Source organism: Kitasatospora sp. NPDC056651 (assembly GCF_042792155.1).
Lineage (GTDB): Bacteria > Actinomycetota > Actinomycetes > Streptomycetales > Streptomycetaceae > Kitasatospora.
This window is the reverse complement of the sequence record NZ_JBHTWX010000131.1, coordinates 1-25,544: the sequence shown is the minus strand read 5'-3', so window position 1 is coordinate 25,544 and position 25,544 is coordinate 1. Positions and strand designations below refer to the sequence as shown.

Annotated in this window: 25 protein-coding genes; 7 read left to right on the top strand and 18 right to left on the bottom strand. The window is 73.5% G+C overall.

The genetic code is table 11. The annotated features are described in order from the left end of the window. Positions 1-103 precede the first annotated feature (103 nt). Positions 104-1,789 (top strand): DEAD/DEAH box helicase, encoded by a 1,686-nt coding sequence (locus tag ACFRAR_RS33990; protein WP_380703368.1) that lies wholly within the window; start codon positions 104-106, stop codon positions 1,787-1,789. A gap of 102 nt (positions 1,790-1,891) precedes the next feature. On the opposite strand, the gene ACFRAR_RS33985 is transcribed toward ACFRAR_RS33990, so the two are convergent. From ACFRAR_RS33985 to ACFRAR_RS33935, 11 genes are all read right to left on the bottom strand, one after another. Continuing rightward, complete coding sequence (locus tag ACFRAR_RS33985; RefSeq protein WP_380703366.1) at positions 1,892-2,620, bottom strand: sirohydrochlorin chelatase; 729 nt, start codon at positions 2,618-2,620, stop codon at positions 1,892-1,894. A gap of 10 nt (positions 2,621-2,630) precedes the next feature. Further along, entirely contained in the window at positions 2,631-3,545 is a 915-nt protein-coding gene (locus ACFRAR_RS33980; RefSeq protein ID WP_380703364.1) for an ABC transporter permease, read from the bottom strand. After that, positions 3,532-4,335: an ABC transporter ATP-binding protein gene (locus ACFRAR_RS33975; RefSeq protein WP_380703362.1), complete on the bottom strand. Its 804-nt coding sequence runs from the start codon at positions 4,333-4,335 to the stop codon at positions 3,532-3,534. The genes ACFRAR_RS33980 and ACFRAR_RS33975 overlap by 14 nt, the downstream gene beginning before the upstream one ends. 149 nt (positions 4,336-4,484) lie before the next feature. Continuing rightward, on the bottom strand, positions 4,485-5,648 hold the full coding sequence (locus ACFRAR_RS33970; protein ID WP_380703360.1) for an aliphatic sulfonate ABC transporter substrate-binding protein: 1,164 nt from the start codon (positions 5,646-5,648) through the stop codon (positions 4,485-4,487). A 243-nt stretch (positions 5,649-5,891) separates the two neighbouring features. Then, complete coding sequence (locus ACFRAR_RS33965) at positions 5,892-7,238, bottom strand: sulfate adenylyltransferase subunit 1 (RefSeq protein WP_380703358.1); 1,347 nt, start codon at positions 7,236-7,238, stop codon at positions 5,892-5,894. Between the two features lie 2 nt (positions 7,239-7,240). Next, positions 7,241-8,197: a sulfate adenylyltransferase subunit CysD gene (gene cysD / locus ACFRAR_RS33960; protein ID WP_380703356.1), complete on the bottom strand. Its 957-nt coding sequence runs from the start codon at positions 8,195-8,197 to the stop codon at positions 7,241-7,243. Further along, positions 8,194-8,790 (bottom strand): adenylyl-sulfate kinase, encoded by a 597-nt coding sequence (gene cysC / locus ACFRAR_RS33955; RefSeq protein WP_380703354.1) that lies wholly within the window; start codon positions 8,788-8,790, stop codon positions 8,194-8,196. The genes cysD and cysC overlap by 4 nt, the downstream gene beginning before the upstream one ends. 89 nt (positions 8,791-8,879) lie before the next feature. Next, entirely contained in the window at positions 8,880-9,581 is a 702-nt protein-coding gene (locus ACFRAR_RS33950; protein ID WP_380703352.1) for a phosphoadenylyl-sulfate reductase, read from the bottom strand. Then, complete coding sequence (locus tag ACFRAR_RS33945; protein WP_030060859.1) at positions 9,562-9,744, bottom strand: hypothetical protein; 183 nt, start codon at positions 9,742-9,744, stop codon at positions 9,562-9,564. The genes ACFRAR_RS33950 and ACFRAR_RS33945 overlap by 20 nt, the downstream gene beginning before the upstream one ends. After that, positions 9,741-11,465 carry a nitrite/sulfite reductase gene (locus ACFRAR_RS33940; protein WP_380703350.1) on the bottom strand — a complete coding sequence of 575 codons (1,725 nt, stop codon included), beginning with the start codon at positions 11,463-11,465 and terminating at the stop codon, positions 9,741-9,743. Before ACFRAR_RS33940 ends, ACFRAR_RS33945 begins: the two co-directional genes overlap by 4 nt. A 197-nt stretch (positions 11,466-11,662) precedes the next feature. After that, positions 11,663-11,746, bottom strand: coding sequence for a putative leader peptide (locus tag ACFRAR_RS33935; protein ID WP_329492070.1), 84 nt, complete (start codon positions 11,744-11,746; stop codon positions 11,663-11,665). Between the two features lie 176 nt (positions 11,747-11,922). Here ACFRAR_RS33935 and ACFRAR_RS33930 point away from each other — a divergent pair, with 176 nt between their 5' ends. Next, positions 11,923-13,359 carry a YihY/virulence factor BrkB family protein gene (locus tag ACFRAR_RS33930; RefSeq protein WP_380703348.1) on the top strand — a complete coding sequence of 479 codons (1,437 nt, stop codon included), beginning with the start codon at positions 11,923-11,925 and terminating at the stop codon, positions 13,357-13,359. A gap of 92 nt (positions 13,360-13,451) precedes the next feature. Here the strand turns inward: ACFRAR_RS33930 and ACFRAR_RS33925 are convergent, their stop codons facing one another. Next, positions 13,452-15,131, bottom strand: a complete 1,680-nt coding sequence (locus ACFRAR_RS33925) for an FtsW/RodA/SpoVE family cell cycle protein (RefSeq protein ID WP_380703346.1) — start codon at positions 15,129-15,131, stop codon at positions 13,452-13,454. Positions 15,132-15,432: 301 nt separating this feature from the next. On the opposite strand from ACFRAR_RS33925, the gene ACFRAR_RS33920 reads away from it, so the two are divergent. Continuing rightward, on the top strand, positions 15,433-16,557 hold the full coding sequence (locus ACFRAR_RS33920; protein WP_380703344.1) for a cytochrome c oxidase assembly protein: 1,125 nt from the start codon (positions 15,433-15,435) through the stop codon (positions 16,555-16,557). A gap of 319 nt (positions 16,558-16,876) precedes the next feature. Continuing rightward, on the top strand, positions 16,877-18,025 hold the full coding sequence (rsgA, locus tag ACFRAR_RS33915; protein WP_380703342.1) for a ribosome small subunit-dependent GTPase A: 1,149 nt from the start codon (positions 16,877-16,879) through the stop codon (positions 18,023-18,025). Positions 18,026-18,087: 62 nt separating this feature from the next. Here the strand turns inward: rsgA and ACFRAR_RS33910 are convergent, their stop codons facing one another. Together ACFRAR_RS33910 and ACFRAR_RS33905 are read right to left on the bottom strand one after the other, a co-directional pair. After that, on the bottom strand, positions 18,088-18,546 hold the full coding sequence (locus ACFRAR_RS33910) for an ASCH domain-containing protein (RefSeq protein WP_380703340.1): 459 nt from the start codon (positions 18,544-18,546) through the stop codon (positions 18,088-18,090). Between the two features lie 130 nt (positions 18,547-18,676). Beyond that, complete coding sequence (locus tag ACFRAR_RS33905; RefSeq protein ID WP_380703338.1) at positions 18,677-19,177, bottom strand: GNAT family N-acetyltransferase; 501 nt, start codon at positions 19,175-19,177, stop codon at positions 18,677-18,679. An 88-nt stretch (positions 19,178-19,265) separates the two neighbouring features. Here ACFRAR_RS33905 and ACFRAR_RS33900 point away from each other — a divergent pair, with 88 nt between their 5' ends. Both ACFRAR_RS33900 and ACFRAR_RS33895 read left to right on the top strand, forming a co-directional pair. Next, on the top strand, positions 19,266-20,870 hold the full coding sequence (locus ACFRAR_RS33900; protein ID WP_380703336.1) for a DNA-3-methyladenine glycosylase 2 family protein: 1,605 nt from the start codon (positions 19,266-19,268) through the stop codon (positions 20,868-20,870). Further along, positions 20,867-21,376, top strand: a complete 510-nt coding sequence (locus ACFRAR_RS33895; RefSeq protein ID WP_380703334.1) for a methylated-DNA--[protein]-cysteine S-methyltransferase — start codon at positions 20,867-20,869, stop codon at positions 21,374-21,376. The genes ACFRAR_RS33900 and ACFRAR_RS33895 overlap by 4 nt, the downstream gene beginning before the upstream one ends. Positions 21,377-21,429: 53 nt before the next feature. Here ACFRAR_RS33895 and ACFRAR_RS33890 read toward each other — a convergent pair whose 3' ends face one another. Both ACFRAR_RS33890 and ACFRAR_RS33885 read right to left on the bottom strand, forming a co-directional pair. Next, complete coding sequence (locus ACFRAR_RS33890) at positions 21,430-21,939, bottom strand: GNAT family N-acetyltransferase (protein ID WP_380703332.1); 510 nt, start codon at positions 21,937-21,939, stop codon at positions 21,430-21,432. A 42-nt stretch (positions 21,940-21,981) separates the two neighbouring features. Beyond that, complete coding sequence (locus tag ACFRAR_RS33885; RefSeq protein ID WP_380703330.1) at positions 21,982-22,545, bottom strand: MarR family winged helix-turn-helix transcriptional regulator; 564 nt, start codon at positions 22,543-22,545, stop codon at positions 21,982-21,984. Between the two features lie 212 nt (positions 22,546-22,757). Between ACFRAR_RS33885 and ACFRAR_RS33880 the strand changes: the two genes are divergently transcribed. Then, positions 22,758-24,245 carry an MFS transporter gene (locus ACFRAR_RS33880; protein ID WP_380703328.1) on the top strand — a complete coding sequence of 496 codons (1,488 nt, stop codon included), beginning with the start codon at positions 22,758-22,760 and terminating at the stop codon, positions 24,243-24,245. A gap of 41 nt (positions 24,246-24,286) precedes the next feature. Here the strand turns inward: ACFRAR_RS33880 and ACFRAR_RS33875 are convergent, their stop codons facing one another. Next, positions 24,287-24,772 (bottom strand): hypothetical protein, encoded by a 486-nt coding sequence (locus ACFRAR_RS33875; RefSeq protein ID WP_380703326.1) that lies wholly within the window; start codon positions 24,770-24,772, stop codon positions 24,287-24,289. Between the two features lie 105 nt (positions 24,773-24,877). Next, complete coding sequence (gene pth, locus ACFRAR_RS33870; RefSeq protein WP_380703324.1) at positions 24,878-25,468, bottom strand: aminoacyl-tRNA hydrolase; 591 nt, start codon at positions 25,466-25,468, stop codon at positions 24,878-24,880. Positions 25,469-25,544 lie beyond the last annotated feature (76 nt).

Here is a 25,544-nt window from a genome sequence, read left to right as displayed (position 1 = left end):
GTGCGGGCCCCCGCTCATGCCGCCGTACGGCCGGGGCGGCGCACTCCTTTCCGACGGCCGACCAGCCCGCAGCGCGGGCTGCTGACCGACGGATGGAGATCCCGTGACCACCCCTGCCCGCCCGCCGCGCGACCGCGGCTCCCGCAACACCGACCAGTCCCGCCGCGACGGCCAGTCCGGCCGCACCGCGGGCGGCGACCGCGCGCGCAAGCCCCGGGGCCGCGCCGGCGCCCCCAGGCAGAACCGCCCCGCCGCCGTTCCCGAGGCCACCGACTTCACCGTGGTCCAGGGCACCCCGCCCCGGCCCCCGGCGGCTTCCTTCGCCGAGCTGGAGCTCCCCAAGGGGATCCTCTCCGCGCTCGGCCGTGAGGGCGTCACCGAGCCGTTCCCGATCCAGGCCGCCACGCTGCCCGACTCGATCGCCGGGCGCGACGTCCTCGGCCGCGGCCGCACCGGATCCGGCAAGACCCTGGCCTTCGGCCTGCCGCTGCTCGCCCGCACCGCCGGGCGCCGCGCCGACGCCCGGCACCCGCTGGCGCTCGTCCTGGTGCCCACCCGTGAGCTGGCCCAGCAGGTCACCGACGCGCTGACCCCGTACGCGACCGCCGTCAACCTGCGGATCACCACCGTCGTCGGCGGCATGTCGATCAACCGGCAGGCCAACGCGGTCCGCCGCGGCGCCGAGGTCCTGGTGGCCACCCCGGGCCGGCTGGACGACCTGATCGGGCGCGGTGACGTCAACCTCTCCGATGTCGCGATCACGGTCCTCGACGAGGCCGACCAGATGGCCGACATGGGCTTCCTGCCGCAGGTCAGCAAGCTGCTGGAGCAGGTCGCCGAGGGCGGGCAGCGGATGCTGTTCTCCGCCACCCTGGACCGCAACGTCGACCGGCTGGTCAAGCGCTTCCTGACCGACCCGGTGACCCACTCGGTCGACCCCTCGGCCGGCGCGGTCACCACCATGGACCACCACGTCCTCCAGCTGGACCCGACCGACAAGGCCTCCGCCACCGCGCACATCGCCTCCCGCGAAGGCCGCGTGATCATGTTCGTGCACACCAAGCACGGCGCCGACCGGCTGGCCAAGCAGCTGCTCGCCAACGGCGTGAAGGCCGCCGCCCTGCACGGCGGCAAGTCCCAGCCGCAGCGCAACCGGGTCCTCGACCAGTTCCGGGACGGCCACGTCACCGCGCTGATCGCCACCAACGTCGCCGCGCGCGGCATCCACATCGACGGCCTGGACCTGGTCGTCAACGTCGACCCGCCGGTCGACCACAAGGACTACCTGCACCGCGGCGGCCGCACCGCCCGGGCCGGCGAGTCCGGCACGGTCGTCACCCTGGTGCTGCCCGAGCAGCGCCGCGAGGTCAACCGCCTGATGACGGTGGCCGGCATCCGCCCGACCGTCACCAAGATCCGCCCGGGCGACGCGGACCTGGCCCGGATCACCGGCGCCCGCACCCCGAGCGGCGTCCCGGTGACGCTGGCCGTGCCGGTCACCGCCGAGCAGGCCGCCGCCGCGGCCGGTGCCGGTGCCGACAAGCCCGCCAAGTCCGGTGCCCCGCGCCGCCGGTCCGGCAAGCGCTCCGGGCTGCCCACCGACGTCGACATGAACGGCAACCCGCGCCGCCCCCGCCCCAAGCAGCGGATGGGCGCCGCCGCGCAGAACGGCGACCGCCCGCAGGCGGCGGGCTTCATCGGCCGCTCCGCCGGCCGTGCCAAGCCCGGCAGTGGCAGCAAGTCCGGCTCCAACTACGGCTCGGGCCGCCAGCGCCGCAAGTTCGACTGATCGCCGTTTCCGGCCTTCGACGGGCCCGCACCACCCTGGCAGCAGGGAGGTGCGGGCCCGTCGGCGTTCCGGGCGCCCAGCAGCTCAAGGCGTCCTGAGGGCTCAGGCGGTGAGGGCCGGGGCGGCCTCCGCGGCGCGGACGGCGTCGTCGTGGCGCTCCAGCAGGAGGGCCGCGATCTCGGGGGCCGGGCCGAGGACGTCCGCGACCGTGTCGGCGCCCTCGGCGGCGGCCGCGATGCGGTCCGGCAGCAGCCCCGGGGCCAGCAGGTAGGGGGCGACGGCGGTGTGTTCGGCGCCGGCCGACCGGAGGGCGGCGAGGGCGTCGGGCACCCGAGGGCCCGCGGCGGAGGCGTAGGCGACCTCGACGGCGGCCCAGCCGCGGGTGCGGCGCCACTCGGCGGCCACCGCCCGGGTGGCGGCGTCGGCGGCCGGGTCGGAGGAGCCGGCCGCCGCGAGCACCACGCCGGTGCGGGCCCGGACGGCGGGGGAGGAGAGGTCGAGCCCGGCCTCGGCGAGCCGCCGGTCCAGGGCGGCGAGCAGCAGCGGCGAGGGGCCGAGCACGTCGGCGAGGGGCAGCCGGGAGCCGGCGGCCCGCAGCGCGGCGGGTATGTCGTGCTTGGCGTGGAAGGCCCGGTTGAGCAGCAGCGGCACCGCCACCGCGTCCCCGAGCCGTCCGACCACCTGGGGGATGCGCGGGGCGCAGTGGTCCAGGTAGGCGGTGGCGACCTCGGTGCCGGGGCGTCGCGCCCGCACCTCCTCCACGAGCGCGGCCACCGTCGCGGCGTGGCGCGGGTCGCGGCTGCCGTGGGCGATCAGGAGGAGGGCGGGCATCGGCGGTTCCTTACTTGCTCGCGGCCAGCAGACCGCGGTTGCGCAGCACCCGGCGCTCGACCGGGGTGAAGACCAGCAGCTCGATGGCGATGCCGACGAAGAGGATCAGGATGATGCCGAGCAGCACGCCGGACATGTCGGAGAACTCGCGCTGGTCCTCCAGGAACCGGCCCAGGCCCCGGCCGAGGTCGGGGGAGGAGGCGACGAGTTCGGCGGCCATCAGGGAGCGCCAGGAGAAGGCCCAGCCCTGCTTGAGGCCGGCCAGGTAGCCGGGCAGGGCGGCGGGGATCAGGACGTGGCGGGCGCCCTTGAGGCCGGTGGCGCCGAGGGTGCGCCCGGCGCGCAGGAACAGCGGGGGCACCTGGTCGATGCCCGCGACCAGGCCGTTGGCGATGGAGGGGACGGCGCCGAGCAGGATGACGGCGTACATCATCGAGTCGTTGATGCCGAGCCAGATGACGGCGGCGGGCACCCAGGCGACCGAGGGCAGCGACTGGAGGCCCTGGAGGACCGGGCCGATGGCGGTGCGCACCGGTCTGACCTGGGCGACGACCAGGCCGATCGGGGTGCCGATGACGACGGCGAGCAGGAAGCCGGACAGGCCGCGCCAGACGCTGGTCCAGATGATGGAGAAGAGGGTGCCCTTGTACCAGAGGTCCTCGGCGGACTGCCACACGTCGGCCGGGCTGGGCAGCTTGTAGGACGAGGTGACGTGCAGGCTGTAGGCGCCCTGCCACAGCGCGAGCACCACCAGGACGCCGATCAGCGGCGGCAGCGCCTTGGTCCGCAGGGCCTCGCCGAACGAGCCGCGCTGCGCGGTGACGGCGTCCAGGGCGTCGAGGCCGGCGCCGACGGAGGCGGTGTCGCCGTCGGCGCCCTTGGTGCCGTCGGCGGGCTTGGTGAGCGTGGTGTCAGTGCTGGACATGGCGACGGATCTCCCCCCGAAGTTCTTCGGTGATCTCGATGGACAGGTCGGCGACGCCGGACGACTCGATGCGGCGGGGCTGGGGCAGGTCGATGTGCCACTCGCGGGCGACCCGGCCGGGGCGGGAGGAGAGCAGGACGACGCGCTGGGCGAGGCGCACGGCCTCGCGGACGTTGTGGGTGACGAACAGGACGGTCAGCTGCCGTTCGGCCCAGATCCGGGTGATCTCGTCGTGCAGCACGTCGCGGGTGATGGCGTCGAGGGCGGCGAAGGGCTCGTCCATGAGCAGGACCTTGCTGCCCTGGGCGAGGGCCCGGGCCATCGCGACGCGCTGGCGCATGCCGCCGGACAGCTCGTGGACCCGCTTGTCGTTGGCGCCGCCCAGCCGGACGAGTTCGAGCAGCCGCTCGGCCTCGGCGCGGCGCTCGGGGCGGGGGACGCCGGCGAACTTGAGGGCGAGTTCGATGTTGCGTCCGGCGGTGAGCCAGGGGAACAGGGCGTGTTCCTGGAACATCAGCGCGGGGCGGCCGCCGGGCACCTCGATGGTGCCGCCGGTCGGCCGGTCGAGGCCGGCGACCAGGTTGAGCAGGGTGGACTTGCCGCAGCCGGAGGCGCCGAGGAGGGTGACGAACTCGCCGGGGGCGACGTCGAGGGTGATGTCGTCCAGGACGTGGGTCTGGGCGCCGGGGCGGCCGAAGGACTTGTGCACGTGCGATATCCGGACGGCGGGCGCGGCGTCGTCGGGGCTTGTGGCGGGGGTGTCTGCCGAGGTGGTCAGTGCCGGGGTCATCCGGGCACCTCCTGCGTGAGTGGTCTGCGTCGGGCGTCGAGGGCGGGGCCGGGGTCCGGGCCCGCCCCTCCGGTGGGCATCGATCGGGGATCGACCGGGCGGGGCGGGGCCGGACCGCGGAGTCGGGACGAACGGCGGTACCGCGGGCGCTACTTGGCGCCGAGTCCGGCGTCCGCGACGGCGGGCTGGCCCTGGGCGGCGAGGACCTTGTTCAACAGGGTGAGGTCGTAGATGCCGTTCAGGCTGGGCTTCTTGAGGAGCCCGGCGGTGACGGCGTGGTCGGCCTCGGCCTGGAGGGTGTTCGCCAGCGGGTCGTCCAGGAAGTCGATGTCGGCCCAGGCCGGGTCGAGGATGGCCGGCTCCAGGGAGTTGCCGGCCTCCTTCTTGATCGCCTCGTTCGCGTCGGCCTTGGCCTTGTCGGAGTTGGCCTTGATGAAGGCGTTGGTCTTCACCGAGCCGCGCAGCACGGCCTCCACCACGTCCGGGTGTTCCTTGAGGAACTTCTGCGAGACGATGATGTTGGTGATCACGAACTTCTTGTCCGGCCAGACGTCCTTCTCGTTGAGCAGGACCTTCGCGCCGAGCGTGACCAGCTTGGAGGCGGTGGGCTCGGGCACCCAGGCGCCGTCGATGGAGCCCTGCCGGTAGGCGTCGGGGGTGACCTTGTTGTCGGTGCGCACCACCGAGACGTCGCCCGCGCCGCTCGCCGCGTCGACCTTGTAGCCCTTGCCCGCGAGGTAGTTGAGCAGCGCCACGTCCTGGGTGTTGCCCAGCTGGGGGGTGGCGATCTTCTTGCCCTTGAGGTCGTCCAGCGAGGAGATCTTGTCCGGGTTGGCCACCAGCTTGACGCCGCCGGAGGCCGAACCGCCGATGATCTTCAGCGACTCGCCGTTGGACTTGGTGTAGCCGTTGATCGCGGGGGAGGGGCCGATCCAGCCGATGTCGATGGAGCCGGCGTTGAGCGCCTCGATCTCGGCCGGGCCCGCGTTGAAGACCTGGGTCTTGACCTGGGTGGCGCCCAGCTCCTTCTGGAAGATGCCCTCCTGGAGGCCGACCAGCGGGGTGCCGTGGGTCAGGTTGGCGAAGTAGCCGATCTTCACCGTGTCGGCGGACAGCTTCGCGCCGGAATCCCCGGCGGTGGCCGAGGCGTTGGCCTTGGTGTCGGAGGACTTGTCGTCCGACTGGGACCCGTAGCCGCAGGCCGACAGCAGGGCCACCGCGGTCAGACCGGCGGCCGCCGCGGCGGCGGAGCGTCTGATCCGTCCGGCGTTCGGGCGGACGGGGGTATGCGAGGGGGCGGGGTTCGGTGCCATGGTGAGTCCTGTTCGCGGACGGACCGCAGGGAGGCGGTCCCGGGCGGAAGGTGCGGAAGGTGGTGCGCGCGGCAGCGGTGTGCCGGGGCAAGCCGGGCGGCCGTGAACGGGCCGGCCCGGTGACAGGGCGTTCTCAGCCCTGTCGGCCCACACATCGGGTCAGGCCGCCCTGGCCGCTGCCGAGGACGCCGCTGCCGATGCGGCCGCCTTCCTTGTCCATGCCCGAGAACGCCTCGCGGGGCATCAGACCCAGTCCTCCTCTTCGGACGCGCCGGGGGCGTCGTCGGTGCGTACGGTGTCGAAGGCCTCGCCCGCCATCCCGGCGGTGAGGGTGGTGCCGTCGGCCGGGTCGATCAGCAGGAACGAGCCGGTGCGGCGGTTGTCGCCGTAGTCGTCGAGGGCCAGCGGCTCGGCGGTGCGCAGCACCACGTGGCCGATGTCGTTGACGTTCAACCCCTCGGCGCCGGAACGCTGTTCGAGGGTGTCGATGTCGATGCGGTAGGAGATCTCCTTGACCAGTGCGCGGACCGTGCGGGTGGTGTGCTTGAGCAGGACCTTGTCCCCGGCGCGCAGGGGTCGTTCGTTGAGGTGGCTGACGGTGGCCTGGATGTCCTTGGTGGGGACGGGGGCCGGGCCGGCGGCGATGAGGTCGCCGCGGGAGATGTCGATGTCGTCGGCGAGGCGGAGGGTCACGGACTGGGGTGCCCAGGCGATGTCGCTGTGGCGGCCGAGCGCGTCGATCGCGGTGACGGTGGTGGTGTGGCCGGAGGGCAGCACGGTGACGGTGTCGCCGACGCGCAGGACGCCGGAGGCCAGCTGGCCGGCGTAGCCGCGGTAGTCGGGGTGTTCCTCGGTCTGGGGGCGGATGACGTACTGGACGGGGAAGCGGGCCGGTTCGGCGCTCGGGTCGTTGCCGACCGGGACCGTTTCCAGGTGTTCCAGCAGGGTCGGGCCGCCGTACCAGTCCATGTGCGCGGAGGGTTCGACGACGTTGTCCCCGGCGAGGGCGGAGATCGGGACGGCCAGGACGTCCTTGATGCCGAGGGAGGCGGCGTAGGCGGTGAACTCGGCGGCGATGGCGGCGAAGACGGGCTCCGCGTAGTCGACCAGGTCCATCTTGTTGACGGCCAGGACGACGTGGGGGACGCGCAGGAGCGCGGCGACGGCGGCGTGGCGGCGGGTCTGTTCGACGACGCCGTTGCGGGCGTCGACGAGGACGACGGCGAGTTCGGCGGTGGAGGCGCCGGTGACCATGTTGCGGGTGTACTGCACGTGGCCGGGGGTGTCGGCGAGGATGAAGCGGCGCCGGGGGGTGGCGAAGTAGCGGTAGGCCACGTCGATGGTGATGCCCTGTTCGCGTTCGGCGCGCAGGCCGTCGGTGAGCAGGGCGAGGTCGGGTGCCTCCTGGCCGCGGCTGCGGGAGGCGTGCTCGACGGCCTCCAGCTGGTCGGCGAGTACCGACTTGGAGTCGTGGAGCAGGCGTCCGACGAGGGTGGACTTGCCGTCGTCGACGGAGCCGGCGGTGGCGAAGCGCAGCAGCGAGGTGGCGGTGCCGGTCTGGGAGATGCCGACCCGGGTGGTGCTGGTCATGGTTAGAAGTACCCCTCGCGCTTGCGGTCTTCCATCGCGGCCTCGGAGAGCTTGTCGTCGGCGCGGGTGGCGCCGCGTTCGGTGAGGCGGCTGGCGGCGATCTCGGTGATGACGGCTTCGATGGTGGTGGCGTCGGAGTCGACGGCGCCGGTGCAGGACATGTCGCCGACGGTGCGGTAGCGGATCAGCCGCCGCTCGACCGGCTCGCTGTCCTTGGGGCCGCCCCAGTCGCCGGCGGTCAGCCACATGCCGTCGCGGGAGAAGACGTCGCGTTCGTGGGCGTAGTAGATCTCGGGGAGCTCGATGCCCTCGCGTTCGATGTACTGCCAGACGTCCAGTTCGGTCCAGTTGGACAGCGGGAAGACGCGTACGTGTTCGCCGGCGGCGTGGCGGCCGTTGTAGAGGGACCACAGTTCGGGGCGCTGGCGGCGGGGGTCCCAGGCGCCGAACTCGTCGCGCAGGGAGAAGACGCGTTCCTTGGCGCGGGCCTTCTCCTCGTCGCGGCGGCCGCCGCCGAAGACGGCGTCGAAGCGGTTCTTCTCGATGGCGTCGAGCAGTGGCACGGTCTGCAGGGGGTTGCGGGTGCCGTCCGGGCGTTCGCGCAGGACGCCGCGGTCGATGAAGTCCTGGACGTGGGCGACGTGCAGGCGCAGGTGGTGCCGGGCGGCGACGCGGTCGCGGTAGTCGATGACCTCGGGGAAGTTGTGCCCGGTGTCGACGTGCAGGAGGGAGAAGGGGATGGCGGCGGGCGCGAAGGCCTTGAGCGCCAGGTGCAGCATGACGATGGAGTCCTTGCCGCCGGAGAAGAGGATCACCGGGCGTTCGAACTCCCCCGCGACCTCGCGGAAGACGTGCACCGACTCGGCTTCCAGCGCGTCCAGGTGGGACAGCGCGAAGGGCCTCTCCGAATCCTGGTGGCCGTCGGTGCGGACCGGACTGTCGGTCGTGGTGGTCGTCATGCCAGACCCCTCTCGGTCAGGAAGGCGTGCAGCTCGGCGGCGGAGTCGGCCACCTCGCGGCCCTGCGTCTGGACCCGCAGCTCCGGGTTCTCCGGCGCCTCGTACGGGTCGTCCACACCGGTCAGGCCGGAGATCTCCCCGGCGGCCTGCTTGGCGTACAGGCCCTTGACGTCGCGTTCGGAGCACAGCTCGACCGGGGTGGCGACGTGCACCTCCAGGAACTCCGTGCCGTTCGCGGCGTGCCGCTCGCGCACCGCGGCGCGGGAGTCCGCGAACGGGGCGATCACCGGGGCCAGCACCTTGACGCCGTTGGCGGCCAGCTTCTCGGCGACGAAGCCGATCCGGGTGACGTTGGTGTGGCGGTCCTCGCGGGAGAAGCCGAGGCCCTTGGAGAGGAACTCGCGGATCTCGTCGCCGTCGAGCACCTCGACCCGGTGGCCCTCGCCGCGCAGCCGCTCGGCCAGGGCGAAGGCCAGCGTGGTCTTGCCCGCGCTGGGCAGCCCGGTCAGCCACACGGTGGCGCCGCGCTCGCAGGGGGCGGCTGTGGGGGCCGCCTCTGCGGCTCCGTCGGCGGCCGGGGTGTGAACTGTCACGGGATCTTCCTTACGCAGTGGTGGACGGTTCGTCAGGTCTGGTCGGGGTGGTCAGTGGCAGGCGGGGTGGTCAGTGGCGGGCGGGGTGGTCAGAGGTGGATGCCGCACTCGATCTTGCCGGAGCCTGACCAGCGCCCGGCCCGGGCGTCCTCGCCCTCGGCGGGCTTGCGGGTGCAGGACAGCGGGGAGCAGCCGATCGAGGTGTACCCCTCCCACAGCAGCGGGTTGAGCAGCACGCCGTGGGCCGCGACGTACGCGTCCACATCATCCTGCGTCCAGCGGGCGATCGGCGCGATCTTGACCTTGCGGCGCTTCGGGTCCCAGGACACCACCGGGGTGTTCGCCCGGCTCGGCGACTCGTCGCGGCGCAGCCCGGTCGCCCAGGCGTCGTAGCCGGCCAGGCCCCGGTTCAGCGGCTCGACCTTGCGCAGTGAGCAGCACAGGTCCGGGTCGCGGTCGTGCAGCCGCGGGCCGTGCTCGGCGTCCTGCTCGGCGACGCTCTTCAGCGGGGTGAGCGTGATGACGTTGACCGGCATGGTCGCGGCCACCGCGTCCCGCGTGCCGATGGTCTCCGGGAAGTGGTAGCCGGTGTCCAGGAACACCACGTCCACCCCCGGGAACACCGAGGACGCCAGGTGCGCCACCACCGCGTCCTCCATCGAGGAGGTGACGCAGAACCGCGCGCCGAAGGTGTCGGCGGCCCACCGGAGGACCTCCTGGGCGGAGGCCTCCTCCAGTTCGAGCCCGGCCTTCCGCGCGATCGACTCGTGGTCAGTCGCGGTGCTGCTCATGTGACGTACCCCCGTGGTTGGTCGGTGACAGCAGGCCGAGGAACTTCAGCTGGAAGGCGCGGCGGCAGCCGTGGCACTCCCAGGCGCCGTGTCCGGCCTCGGAGGGCCGCAGGTCCTCGTCCCCGCAGTACGGGCAGAAGAACGGTGCGGCGCGCTCGCTCACGACAGCTGCTCCTCGTTCGCCCGGGCCGCCCACTGGGCGAAGCGCTCGCCCTCGGTGCGGTCGGCCTGGTAGCGGGTCAGCACACGCTCGACGTAGTCGGGCAGGCCCTCGCTGGTGACCTTGAGACCGCGGACCTTGCGGCCGAATCCGGCCTCCAGGCCGAGCGCGCCGCCGAGGTGCACCTGGTAGCCCTCGACCTGGTTGCCGTGCTCGTCGGTGACCAGCTGGCCCTTGAGGCCGATGTCGGCGACCTGGATGCGGGCGCAGGCGTTCGGGCAGCCGTTGATGTTGATGGTCAGCGGCTCGGCGAAGTCCGGCAGGCGCTGCTCCAGCTCGTCGATGAGGGTGCGGCCGCGCTCCTTGGTCTCGACGATGGCGAGCTTGCAGTACTCGATGCCGGTGCAGGCCATGGTGCCGCGGCGGAACGGCGAGGGGGTGACCCGCAGGTCGAGCGCCTCCAGGCCGGCCACCACCGAGTCGACCTTGTCCTCGGCGATGTCGAGGATGAGCATCTTCTGCTCGGCGGTGGTGCGCACCCGGTCGCTGCCGTGGGCGGCGGCGAGGTCGGCGATCTGTCCGAGCAGCTTGCCGTCGACCCGGCCGACGCGCGGCGCGAAGCCGATGTAGTGGTTGCCGTCCTTCTGCCGGTGGACGCCGACGTGGTCGCGCCAGCGGCCGGCGGGCTCGGCCGGCGCGGGGCCGTCGACCAGCCCGTGCCCGAGGTACTCCTCCTCCAGCACCCGGCGGAACTTCTCCGGGCCCCAGTCGGCGACCAGGAACTTCAGCCGGGCGCGGTTGCGCAGGCGCCGGTAGCCGTAGTCGCGGAAGATGCCGATCACGCCGCCGAAGACGTCGGGCACCTGCTCCAGCGGGACCCAGGCGCCCAGGCGCACGCCGAGCTTGGGGTTGGTGGACAGGCCGCCGCCGACCCACAGGTCGAAGCCGGGGCCGTGCTCGGGGTGCTCCACGCCGACGAAGGCGATGTCGTTGATCTCGTGCGCGACGTCCAGCAGCGGGGAGCCGGAGACGGCGCTCTTGAACTTGCGCGGCAGGTTGGAGAAGTCCTTGTTGCCGATGAAGCGGCGCTGGATCTCCTCGATGGCCGGGGTGCCGTCGATGATCTCGTCCTCGGCGATGCCGGCCACCGGGGAGCCGAGGATGACGCGCGGGGTGTCGCCGCAGGCCTCGGTGGTGGACAGGCCGACGGCCTCCAGCTTCTGCCAGATCGCCGGGACGTCCTCGATCCGGATCCAGTGGTACTGGATGTTCTGGCGGTCCGTCAGATCGGCGGTGCCGCGCGCGTACTGCTCGGACACCTCGGCGATCGTGCGCAGTTGGGGGACCGTCAGCCGGCCGCCGTCGATGCGCACCCGGAGCATGAAGAACTCGGCGTCCAGCTCGTGCGGGTCCAGGATCGCGGTCTTGCCGCCGTCGATGCCCTCCTTGCGCTGGGTGTAGAGGCCCCACCAGCGCATCCGGCCGCGCAGGTCGGCGGGGTCGATCGAGTCGAAGCCCCGGTGCGCGTAGATCGTCTCAATACGTGTCCGCACATTGAGACCGTCGTCGTCCTTCTTGAACTGCTCGTTGGCGTTCAAGGGGGTGTGGTGGCCCATGCCCCACTGGCCCTCGCCGCGGTGGCGGGTCACCTTGCGGGCCGCCGCGGGGCGGCGCTCGGCGGCGCGGTCGGCCGGGGGCTCGACGGTCTCGGGGGAGGTGGCCATGGTGAAGTCCTTCTGGGCAGGTGGCGCTGGTGCCGGAGGGATCGCGGGGCGTGCTCGGCCGTGCGGTGCTGCTCTGACCTGCGGATTTCTCAAGGCATGGCGGGCAGTGGCCGAGGCCGGCGGGCGCCTGCGCATCCACGGCGGCGGGGATGGCGGGGGGTCGACGCCGGATGCGGTGGTGCGGCGGAGGTGGGAGCTCAGATCACCGGACAGATGGCGCTGGACACGCGAAGGAGATCGACGTGGAGTCGACCTACTAGGGTGGTTCCGGCGCTAGGCATGGCAAGAGATTCGCACGGCGCGGGACTCGCGGTCCACTAACATCCGAATAATGGACGCTGACGTTCCGTCATGTGGGATGAATGAGAGTTCCCGCCGCTCCCCGCCGGAACGCCCGCGCACGCGCCCGTACCCGGGGAGATCAACCGCGCGGCCCCGGCCCGATACGGTTGGCCCTGTGCAAGCAGCAGGCGATACGAGCAGACCGAACGCCGAGCGGCCCTCCCGACGCCGGGGCAAGGGCTCCCGGCGCGCGGCCAGACAGGCCACCTGGCACCGCACGGCGTGGGAGCTGGTGAAGGACACCACCAACACCTGCGTCGAGTACCGGGTCACCGGCCTCGCCGCGGAGGCGGCCTTCTTCACCCTGCTGTCCATCCCGCCGCTGCTGCTCGGCCTGGCCGGCACCCTCGGCTACCTCGACTCCTTCGTCGAGGCGAGCACCATCGACGGGCTCAAGCACGACATCATCTCGGCCTCCGGGAAGGTGCTGTCGAACACCTCCGTCGAGGAGATCGTGGTCCCGCTGCTGAACCAGGTGTTCGGCACCACCCGGCCCGACATCATCTCGCTGGGCTTCCTGCTGTCCCTGTGGTCCGGCTCCAGGGCGCTCTACATCTTCATCGACACCATCACCGTCATGTACGGGCTCGACGGCAAGCGGGGCATCGTCAAGACCCGGCTGATGTCGCTCGGCCTCTACCTCGGCGCCCTGGTGATCGGCTCGCTGGTGCTGCCGCTGCTGATGGCCGGGCCCGGACTGGTGGAGAACGCCGTGCCGGGCATCGCCGGACTGGTCGACACCCTCTACGGGCCGGTCGCGATCGTGCTGCTGATCGTCTCGCTGACCACCCTGTACCACCTGGCCGTCCCGGTCTCGACCCCGTGGCGCGAGGACATCCCCGGCGCCCTGGTCGCCCTGGTGGTGCTGGTGTTCTGCAGCGTCGGCCTGCGGATCTACCTGGTCAGGGCGGTCGAGGGCTCCTCGCCCTCGGCGTACGGCTCGCTGGCGGCGCCGGTGGCCGTGCTGCTGTGGATCTTCGTGGTGGCGCTCGCGGTCCTCATCGGCGCCGCGATGAACGCCGCGATAGACCGCCGCTGGCCCACCCTGGAGACCGCCGACGCGCGCGCCGAGAACGAGCGGGCCCAGGAGGAGGCGGCCGCCGCCGTGATCCGCGAGGTCGCCGCCCGGCGGGCCGGCGAGCGGGCCCGGCGCGCCCGCGAACTCGGGCTCGCGGAGGGCGTCGAGGAGGAGTGGGGCGAGGACGAGGGCGAGGACGTCGACGTGCCCTCCGAGTACCCGGAGCGGTGGGCCGACGTGCTGGCCGCCGACAACGTGCGCGGGCGGCTCACGGCCCGGGGCGGGCCGCACCACCGGCCCGCGCCGCCGCCGCCGGACAGCGACCGGCCGGGCGGGGCGCCACCGGGGCCGGGGTCGGGGCCGGGGAGCGGGGCCGGGTCGGGGCCGGGTCCCGGTCCTGGTTCCGGGGCGGGGCCGGTGGCGCAGGCGGGGCCGCCCCCGGGGTCGCCGCTGGGACCGCCGCCCGGCCCGTCCGGGCAGCAGGTGCCGGGGTACCCGCCGAGGCCGCCCCGGCCGCCGTGGGAACAGCGGTAGGACGGACGACGGGAACGCACGACACACAGGGACAGGGCCTCCTCCGCGGGTGCGGGGGAGGCCCTGTCCCTGTGTGGTGGGGCGGCGGGCCCTCAGGGGGTCGCCGGGTTCGGGGGGTCGCCGAAGCCGTAGGAGGGGCGCAGCTCGGTCCGGGCCGTCGGGTCCGCCGCCGTCGGGTACGGAGTTGACGGGTACGGAGCCGGCGGGTGTGGAGCTGACGTGTGCGGGGTCGTCGGGTCCGGTGCCGTTGGGGCCGGTGCCGTTCGGTCCGGTGCCGACGGGTCGTACGGGCCCGGCAGGGTCGGGCTGTTCACCGACGGCCCGGCGGGCGCGGGCCCGTCGACCGGGTGGGCCTGGGCCTGGGTCTGAGCCGGGAGTGGTTCGGGGGAGGGCTGGGCCGGGTCCAGGGCGGTGCGCCCGGAGGAGTCGCTCAGCTTGATCAGCAGCCCCACCGTCAGCCAGTTCGCCAGCAGCGACGAACCGCCGGCCGCCAGGAACGGCAGCGCCTTGCCGGTCAGCGGGACCAGCCCGCTCACCCCGCCGACCACCACGAACACCTGCAGCGCCAGCGCCGCCGACAGCCCGGTGGCCAGCAGCTTGCCGAACGGGTCGGTCAGGCCGACCGCGGTGCGCAGGCCACGCTGGATCAGCAGCACGTAGACCAGCAGGATCGCGGTCACCCCGGCCAGGCCCAGCTCCTCGCCGATGGTGGTGAAGATGAAGTCGCTGCGCCCGGCGAAGCCGATCAGCCAGGGTCGTCCGGAGCCCAGGCCGGTCCCGGTCAGGTGCCCGGTGCCCAGGCTGAACAGCGCTTCGGCCGGCTGTTCGGAGATCGCCTGGTCGTGCACCGGCTTGTAGTAGTCGAGCGGGTGCAGCCAGGCCTCGACGCGGCCGTGCACGTGGGGCTCCACGGTGCCGACCACCGCCGCGCCGCCGACCGCCATCAGCAACCCGAGCACCACCCAGCTGGTGCGCTCGGTCGCCACGTACAGCATCACGATGAAGAGGCCGAAGAAGATCAGCGAGGTGCCCAGGTCGCGCTCGAAGATCAGCACCAGCAGGCTGACCGCCCAGATCGCCAGCACCGGACCGGCGTGCCGGCCGCGCGGCAGGGTCATCCCCCAGACCTTCCGCCCGGCCAGCGCCAGGGCGTCCCGGTGGGCCATCAGATAGCCCGCGAAGAAGATCGTGATCGCGACCTTCACGAACTCGTCCGGCTCGAAGGAGGGCAGCCCGGGGAGCTTGATCCACCGCTTGGCGCCGAAGCTGTCGGTCGGCGAGAAGATCGGCGCGGTCAGCAGGACCAGCGCGCCCGCCATCATCAGGTAGACGTACCGCTGGAAGAAGCGGTGGTGCTTGACCAGGACGATCAGCGCGAGTGCCGCCGCCACCGAGATGAACACCCACATCAGCTGGGAGGGCGCGGCCGGGAGCTTCTGGTAGTCGCCCTTGGCGGCGTGCGCGAGCTTGTAGCTGAAGTCCAGCCGGTCCAGCAGGACCAGCCCGAAGCCGGTCAGGAAGACGCCCAGCGGCAGGATCAGCGGGTCGGCGTACGGCGCGAACCGGCGCACCGCCAGGTGGGCCGCCCCGGCCAGCGCGCCCAGCGACAGGCCGTGCACCAGCAGGCCGGGCGGCAGCTTTCCGGTCAGCGCCAGATCGGCGTCGATGTGTCCCGCCAGACAGACGGCCACCGCGAAGGCCACCAGGCCCAGTTCGATGTTGCGGTGGCGCGTCGCCAGTCGGCGGCCCTCGCCGCGTGCAGTGCTTCGCACCTCGTGTCATCCCCTTGTCGACCACGGCGGGGTCTCGCCGCCGGTGCATCCTTCCAGACGTTTGTGTCTTCGGCGCGGTTGCGAGGAGGAGCGGCCGTGGGGCAGAACTTTGCCTGGGCAAAGCTTTGTTGGGGTTGGGTAAAGCGTTGTTCAGGCCCGGGTATAGAGGCGGGGCCCGGGTGCGGCGGGGCCGTCGCGCGGGGACATCATGGCCGGGCGCCGGGGCGGTCCCGGCGGCGGGTCCAGGCGGTCGGTCCTCCGGTCGGCGGGGCCTTCCGGAACGGGTGAGGTGAGCCGGCGGATGGACGCAGCGGTGGACGGCGCGGCGGGCGGTGCGGCGGGCGGCCCCGCCTCGGTGCTCGCCTACGGCGGGCCGCCGCCGTGGCGGTGGTCCGACCTGGCGACCTCGTGGACGGCCGAACCGGTGGTGCTGGCGCTGTCGGTGCTGCTCGCCGTCTGGTACCTGGGGGCGGTGCGCAGGGTCAACCGGGCGGGCGCCGGAGGCTCCTCCGGTGGCGGGGTCTCGGGCGACGGCCGCTCCGGTGGCGGGTCCGCGGGCGGTGAGTCCTCGGGTGGCGGGTTCGTGGGCGGCGGGCGCTGGCAGCCGACCCGGACCGCCGCCTTCCTCGGCGGGCTGCTGCTGTGGATCTGGTGCACCTGCTCCGGCCTCGGCGTGTACGAGCGGATCCTGTTCACCGACCGGGCGGTGCAGGTCGTGCTGCTGCTGATGGTCGTCCCGCTGCTGCTCGCGCTCGGCGCCCCGGTCTCGCTGCTGGCCGAGGCGGCTCCGGCGGCCCGGCGGGAGCGCCTGCTGCGGGCGCTGCGCAGCCGCCCGTCCAAGGTGCTGATGTTCCCGGCGGTCTCCACCGCGCTGCTGATGGCGCCGCCGTGGCTGCTCTACTTCACGCCCTGGTACGAGTGGTCGGTGTCCAGCGGGCTCGGCAACGTCGTGCTGCACCTGGCGCTGGTGCTGCTGGGCCTCGCCTACTTCTGGCCGAGGCTGCAGCTGGACCCGGTCGGGCACGAGTACCCGCACCTGGTGGGGCTGTTCATCACCTTCGCCGAGGTGATCTTCGACGCGGGCCTCGGGATCGTGCTGATCTACGGCGGGCACCTGGTCGCCGAGCACTACTACGTCGCGCTCGGGCGGCCGTGGGGGCCGAGCCTGGCGCAGGACCAGACCTGGGGCGGCAACGCGTTCTGGGTGCTGGGGGACCTGGTCGGGCTGCCGTTCCTGGCCGCGCTGGTGCGGCGGATGGTGGTACAGGGGCGGGAGGAGACCAGGGCGGTGGACGCCGAGCTGGACGCCCGCTTCGAGGCGGCGGCCGTGCAGGCGCGGGAGGCCGGGCTGCCGGAGGAGGACGAGACCGGGATGCGGCCGTGGTGGCTGGACGACCCGAACCTCCGGCACCGCTACGGCGGGTAGCGCACGCCTCGGCCGATGGGTCGTTTGTGCGGGCAAATTTTGGCCCCTCACTGTCCTGCTGGGGGCGCCCGAGTCGCGTTTCCGCAGGTCGAAAATAGGTTGGCCGCAATCCCCCGCTCCGCTAGCGTGTGACTCGTCCGGTTCGGGGGCCATTGGGCCGCCCGAGGAGTAGAGAGCAGGAGGTGAACCCCGTGGTCGTTGTCGCCCCGATAGCTGCCCAGGGCAGCACTCGCGTTCACCTCCTCTTCCCGGCCGCCGGCTGAGCCCTTCGCGCCAGCCGTAGCCCGCCGGGACCATCTCCTCCCGAAGGGCCACTGCGTTGTTCAACGCTGCCTCCGTTTCTTCGTCCTCTTCTTCTTCCTCCTCCGCTGACGCCTTCGCCGACGCCTCCGTCGGGGCCTGCGCGCTGACCGGCTACGGCTGGACGGCCGAGCTCGCGGAGCTGTTCGTCCCGTTCGGCGAGGCCGGGCTGCTCCCGGCCCGGATCGTCCGGGTCGACCGCGGCCAGTGCGACGCCGTGATCGCCGACCCGGAGACGGGCGAGCCGCGCACCGTCCGGTTCGACACCCGGTCGGTGGGCGACGCCGACATGATCAACTGCCCGTGCACGGGCGACTGGGCGGCCGTGGACCTCCACGCCCGGCCGATGGCCTCCATGGCCGCGCTGCTGCCGCGCTCCACCGCGATCATCCGCAAGGTGGCCGGCAAGCGCTCCGACGGCCAGGTGCTCGCCGCCAACGTCGACACGGTGCTGATCGCCTCCTCCCTCGCGGTCGACCCCGACCTCGGCCGGATCGAGCGCTTCCTCGCCCTGGCCTGGGAGTCCGGCGCCGATCCACTGGTCGTGCTCACCAAGGCCGACCTGGTCGACGACGCCGACTTCATCCGGTCCGACGTCGAGGGGGTCGCCCCCGGGGTCCCGGTGCTCGTGGTGAGCGCCGAGACGGGCGAGGGCATGGACGTCCTGCGCGCCTGCACCCCCGGCACCACCGCTGTGATCGGCCAGTCCGGCGTCGGCAAGTCCACGCTCACCAACGCGCTGGTCGGCATCGACGTGATGACGGTCCAGGAGGCCCGCTCGGTCGACCAGAAGGGCCGCCACACCACGACCACCCGCGAGCTGATCCCGCTGCCCGGCGGGGGCGTGCTGATCGACACCCCCGGGCTGCGTGAGGTCGGCCTCTACGGTGGCGAGGGCGTGGACCTGGCCTTCGCCGACATAGCCGAGCTGGCCGAGGAGTGCCGCTTCCACGACTGCGGCCACCACACCGAGCCCGGCTGCGCGGTGCAGGCGGCGCTGGCCGACGGCACCCTGTCGCAGCGCCGGATGGACAGCTACCTCAAGCTCCAGCGCGAGAACGACTGGATCGCCTCGCGCACGGACGCCCGAGTGGCCAAGGAGCGGCAGAAGAAGTGGAAGACGATCAACAAGTCGATGCGAGCCGCGGGAGGTCCGGTGAAGCGCTGACCTCGGCTCCGGCCGGCCGCCGCGAAACGGCCGCCGGCCGGCCTTCGCCGGGCCCGCCCGGCTCAGCGGAGGTCGGCCACCAGGCGGAAGCGCTGCAGGACCAGCGGGGTGGTGTCGTCCACGGTGAAACCCGGGTCGTCGAGGGCTTCGAGCAGCTCCGGACTGCGCCAGAACTGCTCGTGCCCCGCTCGCCATTCGGCGACGCTGGCGAACCCCTCGCCCTCGTCCAGGGCGTGCTGGAGGTCGACGTCGGCGAGCGGGACCACCTGGACGTCCGTGGTCTCGATCACGGCGACCCTGCGGCCGTCCGAGTCGAGGACGGCCGTCCGCTCGCCGACCAGCGGCAGGGGCTCGTTCTCGTGCTCGTAGTCGGCGACCAGGCCGGTGGTGCTGGTCTTGGAGGCGTCGAGGATCGCGGCGACCAGCTGGTCCCGCAACGGGCCGGGGAACGCGAACTCGGCCGGCGGAAGGGCGGCGACGCGCGGGTCGTCCGTGCCGGTGTAGGGCTGCTGCTCGTTCATCCGGCGAGGGTAGCGGCGGGGCGGGTCGGCGGGCCTGCGATTTTCGGGCGGCGCGGCCCGTCGATCGGCGCCCACTCATGCTCCACAGGGTTCCCGGTGAAGGAGGCCTACAGCCTGAGCCACCGCCGCTTCAGACGGCCAGGTCCTTCAGCAGGACCACGCTCTCGTAGTTGGTCACGTCCCAGCGCCACGTCCCGACCGGCACGTACCCCCTGCTGCGGTACCAGCCGACCAGCTCGGCGGCCTCGGTCGACGTGTCGATGACCACCTTCGTGGCTCCGAGGGCGGTGATGCGCTCCTCCGCCAAGGTCAACAGCCGTTGCCCGAGACCCGTCCCCTGGTACGCGGGATCCACCGCCAGCTGCCAGAACGAGCCCATTCCCGCTGGAGCCGGGTACCCTTCCGGCACTGTGTACGGGGCCGCTACCGTCACGGTTCCCATGACCTCGGTCCCGACCAGGGCCAGCCAGCATTCGCCCCTTCCGATGCGGCCGGCTGTGTCCCGCACGGACTGGTACGACGCGAAGAAGGCCCTGCCGGCGGCTGCGTGACCGGCGTACGCGCGATGCAGTAGCGAGGTGAGTTCCCGCACGGAATCGTTCTCGCCGAAGCGCCGGATCTCGACTGACACGGCGGGCTCAGCGGAGTGAGGGCGGCTACTGGGGGAGGTCACGTTTCCAAGTGTCGCGGGATTGACGCCGGGAGGCTCCGGAACGGCGATGTCCGATTCCCGCCAGTCACCCCCCGCCCAGTGCCGCAGACTGGACAACGTGATCGACGACGACATCCGGTACCGAGCCGTGGACAGCCGAGACGCCCGCTTCGACGGGGTCTTCTTCACGGCGGTCACCTCCACCGGCATCTACTGCCGTCCGAGCTGCCCCGCTGTGACCCCCAAGCGCGTCAACTGCGTCTTCTACCCCAGCGCCGCAGCCGCTCAGGGGGCCGGGTTCCGCGCCTGCCGCCGCTGCCGCCCCGACTCCGTGCCGGGCTCGCCCGAGTGGAACCACCGCGCCGACGTGGTCGGCCGGGCGATGCGCCTGATCGGCGACGGCGTGGTGGACCGCGAGGGCGTCGCGGGCCTGGCCGTCCACCTCGGCTACAGCTCCCGGCAGCTGCAGCGCCAGCTGACCGCCGAGCTCGGCGCCGGCCCGATCGCGCTGGCCCGTGCCCGCCGCGCGCAGACCGCCCGTCTGCTCCTGCAGACCACCGAACTGCCCGTCACCGAGATCGCGTTCGCGGCCGGTTTCGCCTCCGTCCGCCAGTTCAACGACACCGTGCGCGAGGTCTACGACCGCACCCCCAGCGGCCTGCGCGCCGAGGTCGCCGCCGGCCGTCGCACCGCGGCCCCGGCCGGTGGCCTCACCCTGCGCCTCGCCTACCGGGGCGCCCTCGACAGCGATCACCTGATCGACTTCCTCGCTCTGCGCGCCGTCCCCGGTGTGGAGGAGGTCGTTCCCGGTGCGCGCCCCGGCATGCGCACCTACCGGCGCACCCTCGCGCTCCCGTACGGCCACGGCATCGCCGAGGTCGACGGCCTGGCGCCGGGCCAGCCGCCCACCCGCGGCTGGCTGGACTGCCGGCTGCTGCTCACCGACCTGCGCGACCTGCCGACCGCCGTCCAGCGGCTGCGCATCCTCTTCGACCTGGACGCCGACCCGGTCGCGGTCGACGACCAGCTCGGCGCCGACCCGCTGCTCGGCCCGCTGGTCCGCGAGCGCCCCGGCCTGCGCTCGCCCGGCCATGTGGACCCGCACGAGCTCGCCGTCCGCGCCGTGCTCGGCCAGCAGATCACCGTCGGTGCCGCCCGTACCCTGGCGGGGCGGCTCGCCGAGAAGTACGGCGCCGCGCTGCCCGAGCCCAGCGGCGGCCTGCGTCTGCTGTTCCCGACCGCGGCGGCCCTGGCCACCGCCGATCCCGAGGACTTCGCGATGCCCGCTGCCCGCCGCCGCGCGCTCACCGGCCTGTGCGCCGCGCTGGCCGACGGCGTGGTCCGCCTCGACAGCGGGGTCGACCGGGAGGAGGCCGCCGCCCGGCTGCTGGACCTGCCCGGCATCGGCCCGTGGACGGTCGGCTACCTGCGGATGCGGGCGCTGGCCGACCCCGACGTCTTCCTCCCGAGCGACGTGGGTGTCAAGCACGGCCTGCTCCGCCTCGGCTCCCCGGGAGACCCGAAGTCCGCCGCCCGCGCCGCCGGGGCCTGGGCCCCGTGGCGCTCCTACGCCGTCCACCGGTTGTGGGCCGGCCCCGTGAGCGGCGCCGCGGCCGGCCCCGCCACCAGCACCGCCAGTACCAGCACCGGAACGGAGAACGACCGAGCATGAGCACCATCGTCTACACCACCATGGAGAGCCCCTTCGGGCGGCTGCTGCTCAGCGGGGTGCTGCCCGAGGACGGCGGCCCGGCCGCGCTGGCCACCGTCACCGCGCCCGGCCAGAAGTACGCGCTGGCGGAGCCCGCCGACGACTGGACCCCCGACCCGGAGGCGCTCGCCGAGCCGGTGGCGCAGCTGACCGACTACTTCGCCGGCAAGCGCACCGACTTCGACCTCCCGCTCGCGCCCGAGGGCACCGAGTTCCGCCGCAGGATCTGGGCCGCGCTGGACGAGATCCCGTACGGCACGACCGTCACCTACGGCGAACTCGCCGAGCTGGCCGGGCAGGAGCCGCGCATGGTCCGCGCGGTCGGCGGCGCGGTGGGCGCCAATCCGCTGCTGATCGTGCGGCCCTGCCACCGGGTGCTGGGCGCCAGTGGCGCGCTCACCGGCTTCGCCGCCGGGGTGGACCGCAAGCGCTGGTTGCTGGACCTGGAGAGCGGCACCCTGTTCTGACCGTCGCCGCCGCCGGGCGCAAGCCACTGCCGGAGCTCGGCCCCGCTGGGTGTTCAACTCCGCAGGTCCACCCGCCAGTTGTGGCTGCGCATGATCCGCCCGGGCGGGAACTCGAAGTCGGTCTCGCCGAGCAGTGTGAACCCGGCCTTCGCGCAGACCGCGTTGGAGGCCGGGTTGTCCACCGAGGGGAACGCGTGCAGGTAGCGGTGGGCGGCCTCGCGGCGGGCGGCCGTGACCGCCGCCCAGGTGGCGGCGACCGCGATGCCCCGGCCCTGGAAGCCGGGCAGCACGTTCCACCCCATCTCGTGGACGGTCTGCCCCTCCCAGGTCGGGGTGCCGTAGCCGACGGTGCCGACCGCCTCCTCCTCGGGCAGCAGCACGATCCGGTACATGCAGCCGAGCCCGGACGGGACGAAGTCCAGGTAGCGCCGGTGCCGTACGAGCAGCCGCTCCTCGCCCTCCGGCCCGCCGACGTGCTTCTTCATCTCCGGGGTGTTGACCCGGCGCAGCAGCGCGAGGTCGTCGTCCGTCCAGGGCTCGATCCGTACGTCCGCGGTGGTCATGCCGGGGACGGTAGCCCCGGGCGCACCACGGCCACCAGCGGTTTACTCCGCGGTCGGGCCTTCCCCTGCGTTCGCCGGGCGCTCCTCGCCCACGGCGCCGGGCGGGACGTCGCCCACGGCGCCCGGCTGGGCCAGCGCGCGGGCGAGCTGCTCCAGCGCGGGCAGGGCGCCGATGACCGCCGAGCGGTCGGCCGGGGCGAGGGTGCCGAGCGCGGCGGCGATCCGGCGCTCGTGGGCGTGCTGCCAGTCGTCCAGCTGTCGCCGTCCCGCCGGGGTGAGGGCGATCCGGGCGGTGCGGCGGTCGCCGGGGTCGGCCTGGCGGTCCACGAACCCGGCTTCGAGCAGCTTTCCGACCAGCCCGCTGACGGTGTTGGGCGCGAGCCGCTGCCGCGCGGCCAGCTCGCCGACCCGCAGCGGTGCGGCGGCCAGGGTCTGGAGGAGTTCGACCTGCGCCATCGGCAGGGACTCCCACGGGTAGTCGGTGCGGATGCTGCTGCGCAGCGCGCGGCGCAGCCGGGTGACGGTGTCGGTGAGCCGCCGGGCCTGCTCGACCGCCGGGTCGGGGCTTCCGTTGGCGGGGTCGGGAACGTGTGGTGACGACGGCATGGCGGACAGCGTATCTCCTGGTGCGGGGTGGTTCGGCGGCCGGTTCGGGCCCCGGTCCCGCGCGGTGTCGCGGCTCTGTCGCGAGGCTCGGGCCCGTCGCCCGGGGCTCCGGCACGGGCGTCCGTCGGGTGCCGTCCGCACCGTGGAACGCATCATGTCGCAGAGCGATCTGCTCGTAGAAAGAACATATCTGTATCCGATATATTCGTGGCATGAACGCCACCGCCCTTGCCTCGCGGCTGCTCACCGAACGGCCCCGGCCCCGCGGCATCGCCGGCTGGCCCCACGCCCACTGGCTGGCCGTCGGCACGGTCTGCCTCGGCGCCTTCCTCGGCCAGCTCGACGCCAGCGTCATCGCCCTGGTCTTCCCCGCCCTCGGCCGGCACTTCGACGCGAGCTTCGCCGCCGTCGAGTGGGTCGCCCTCGCCTACCTGCTGGTCCTGGTCGCCCTGCTGGCGCCGGTCGGCTGGCTGTCCGACCTGGTCGGCCGCAAGACCATGTACATCGGCGGCTTCGCGGTCTTCGGCCTCTCCTCGCTCGGCGCGGGATTCGCCGGCGGCCTCTGGGAGCTGGTCGGCTGCCGCGCCGTCCAGGCGGTCGGCGCCGCGATGATGCAGGCCAACAGCGTCGCCCTGGTCGCGCGCGGCGTCCCGGAGCACGCGATGCGGCGCGCGCTCGGCATCCAGGCCGCCGCCCAGGGCCTCGGCCTGGCGCTCGGGCCGAGCCTCGGCGGACTGCTGGTGGAACACGCCTCGTGGCGCTGGGTGTTCTGGGTCAACGTGCCGATCGCGGTGTTCGGCATCCTGGCCGGCTGGTTCCTGCTGCCCCGCACCCGGACGGCGAACGGTCCGGCCTCCGCTCCGGTGCCCGTCCCCGCGCCCCGCAGGCGCGCCCCGGTCCCGGCTCCGGCCCTGGCTCCGGCCCCGGCTCCGACCCGTCGGGACGACGCCCGCTTCGACCTGCCCGGCATGCTGCTGCTCACCGGGGCGACCACCGCGCTGCTGCTCGCCCTGTCCACCGCCTCCGGCCTGCCCCTGCCCGGCTGGGCGGTGGCCGTGCTGCTGCTCGCCTCCGCGGCCCTGACCCTGGCCCTGGTGCGCCAGGAACGGCGGGCCACCCGGCCGATCCTGGCTCCCGGACTGGTCAACACCCCGGGCGTGCGCTCGGGCCTGCTGGTCGCCCTGATCGGCTACCTGCTGCTGTTCTGTCCGCTGGTGCTGGGCCCGGTGCTGCTCACCGGCGCGGGAATGTCGACGGCCCGCGCGGGCCTGGTGATCACCCTGCTGCCCGCCGCGTTCGCGTTCGCCGCGACGGTCGGCGGCGGGCTGCTGCCCCGGGGCTGGTCGGACGTGACCAGGTGCCGATTCGGCGCGCTGGTCGCGGCCGCCGGACTGCTGCTGTTCGCCCTGCTGCCGGCCTCGGGCGCGGCGGCGGGCCCGCTGCTGGTCGCCGGCTACGGGCTGGGCCTGCTGCTGCCCGCCAACAACGCGCTGGTGATGCGGGCGATACCGGCGGAGTGCTCGGCGGTCGGCGGCGGCATGGTGAACACGGCGCGCAGCCTCGGTACGGCGCTCGGCATGGCGCTGTCCGTCCTCGGTGTCCACCTGGCGGGCGCCGCGTCCGGTGGGCGGACGGTGTTGTTCGTCCTCGCCGCCGTCGCGGCGGCGGCCGCGCTGCTCACCCGGCCCGTCCGGCGCTGAGGCCGGTCCGGTGCCGGGGCCGGTCCGGGGACGCCGGGGATTCACCCCCACTCCGACCGGTCGGCCAGCCGCCGGTACCACCAGAACTCGGTGCGCCACTGGCGCCGGTGCGCGAACGGGTCAGGCAGGGTGCGGCGCGCGAACTCCTCGTCCAACGGCCTCAGCAGTCGGCCGAGTTCGGCCCGGGCCCGTCGCGGCAGTCTCTCCAGGGTCTCCGCCAGCACGTCGCGCGCGTGCCGGACGTCGTCGAAGGAGCACCCGGAGCAGGAGCAGTGCGACTCCCGCGGGTACAGCGGACGTCTGCCCGGTGGCCGCAGGAACTCGCGGTAGCGCCGCAACGCCCGGTCGGTGGCGCCTGGGTGGAGGAAGGCGTGGCGGGGGGAGGAGCTCCCGCTCAGGCGCTCGACCCGGTGCACGGCCAGGCTCGCCCCGGTGGACAGCCCGTGGATCCGCGATGGCGGGGTGGGCCCCCAGGGGTGGGGGAGCGGTCGTCCGGCGCGCAGGGCGCGCGGCCGTCTACGCGGCATCGGCCTTTCGAGGCATGGTCACGGGAGTCATGGTGGCAGGCGCGGACGCCCCGCCGCACCTGGGTATCGCGGGCTGCGGAACGGGGGCCCCTCGGCCCCGGCCCCTCAGGCCCCCGCGGGGGCGTTCAGGGCGTCCTGGGCGCGGTTCAGGCCGCGCCGCACCAGCGTCTCCAGGGCATCCGCGCAGCGGTCCAACTCGCCCGGCATGGCGGCCAGTTCCTCGTCCGAGAACTTCTTCAGCACGAAGTCTCCGACGCTCTGCCCCTTCGGCGGCCGGCCGATGCCGAACCGCAGCCGGACGAAGTCCCGGGTGCCGAGCACCTCGCCCACCGAGCGGACCCCGTTGTGGCCGCCGGGCCCGCCGCCGCGCTTGAGCCGGGCGGAGCCGAACGGGAAGTCCAGGTCGTCCTGCACCACCACCAGCCGCTCGACCGGGACGCCGTGACGGCGCAGCAGTCCGGCGACCGGGCGCCCGGACAGATTGATGGACCACCACAGCGGCTTGGCCAGCAGCACCCGGTGGCCGTCGACACCGATCTCGGCCACCAGGGTGGCGAGGCCGCGCCGGCGGAACCGGGCGCCGTGGCGCTCGGCCAGCCGGTCCACGGCCAGGAAGCCCGCGTTGTGCCGGGTCAGCCGGAACCAGGGGCCGGGGTTGCCCAGTCCGGCGATCAGCCAGGGGGCGTCGGTGGTCATGCGGGGGTGTTCTCCAGGAGACGGGAAAGATGGGAAAGGCGGGACGGCCGGGGCGCGGCGGGGACGGTGCGGGACC

Coding starts and splice junctions, on each gene's coding strand:
- ACFRAR_RS33985 (WP_380703366.1), bottom strand. CDS start 2,620: ATGCCCGCCCTCCTCCTGATCGCCCACGGCAGCCGCGACCCGCGCCAC.
- ACFRAR_RS33980 (WP_380703364.1), bottom strand. CDS start 3,545: ATGTCCAGCACTGACACCACGCTCACCAAGCCCGCCGACGGCACCAAG.
- ACFRAR_RS33975 (WP_380703362.1), bottom strand. CDS start 4,335: ATGACCCCGGCACTGACCACCTCGGCAGACACCCCCGCCACAAGCCCC.
- ACFRAR_RS33970 (WP_380703360.1), bottom strand. CDS start 5,648: ATGGCACCGAACCCCGCCCCCTCGCATACCCCCGTCCGCCCGAACGCC.
- ACFRAR_RS33965 (WP_380703358.1), bottom strand. CDS start 7,238: ATGACCAGCACCACCCGGGTCGGCATCTCCCAGACCGGCACCGCCACC.
- cysD (WP_380703356.1), bottom strand. CDS start 8,197: ATGACGACCACCACGACCGACAGTCCGGTCCGCACCGACGGCCACCAG.
- ACFRAR_RS33950 (WP_380703352.1), bottom strand. CDS start 9,581: ATGAGCAGCACCGCGACTGACCACGAGTCGATCGCGCGGAAGGCCGGG.
- ACFRAR_RS33940 (WP_380703350.1), bottom strand. CDS start 11,465: ATGGCCACCTCCCCCGAGACCGTCGAGCCCCCGGCCGACCGCGCCGCC.
- ACFRAR_RS33935 (WP_329492070.1), bottom strand. CDS start 11,746: ATGCCTAGCGCCGGAACCACCCTAGTAGGTCGACTCCACGTCGATCTC.
- ACFRAR_RS33920 (WP_380703344.1), top strand. CDS start 15,433: ATGGACGCAGCGGTGGACGGCGCGGCGGGCGGTGCGGCGGGCGGCCCC.
- ACFRAR_RS33910 (WP_380703340.1), bottom strand. CDS start 18,546: ATGAACGAGCAGCAGCCCTACACCGGCACGGACGACCCGCGCGTCGCC.
- ACFRAR_RS33900 (WP_380703336.1), top strand. CDS start 19,266: ATGTCCGATTCCCGCCAGTCACCCCCCGCCCAGTGCCGCAGACTGGAC.
- ACFRAR_RS33895 (WP_380703334.1), top strand. CDS start 20,867: ATGAGCACCATCGTCTACACCACCATGGAGAGCCCCTTCGGGCGGCTG.
- ACFRAR_RS33890 (WP_380703332.1), bottom strand. CDS start 21,939: ATGACCACCGCGGACGTACGGATCGAGCCCTGGACGGACGACGACCTC.
- ACFRAR_RS33885 (WP_380703330.1), bottom strand. CDS start 22,545: ATGCCGTCGTCACCACACGTTCCCGACCCCGCCAACGGAAGCCCCGAC.
- ACFRAR_RS33880 (WP_380703328.1), top strand. CDS start 22,758: ATGAACGCCACCGCCCTTGCCTCGCGGCTGCTCACCGAACGGCCCCGG.
- ACFRAR_RS33875 (WP_380703326.1), bottom strand. CDS start 24,772: ATGCCGCGTAGACGGCCGCGCGCCCTGCGCGCCGGACGACCGCTCCCC.
- pth (WP_380703324.1), bottom strand. CDS start 25,468: ATGACCACCGACGCCCCCTGGCTGATCGCCGGACTGGGCAACCCCGGC.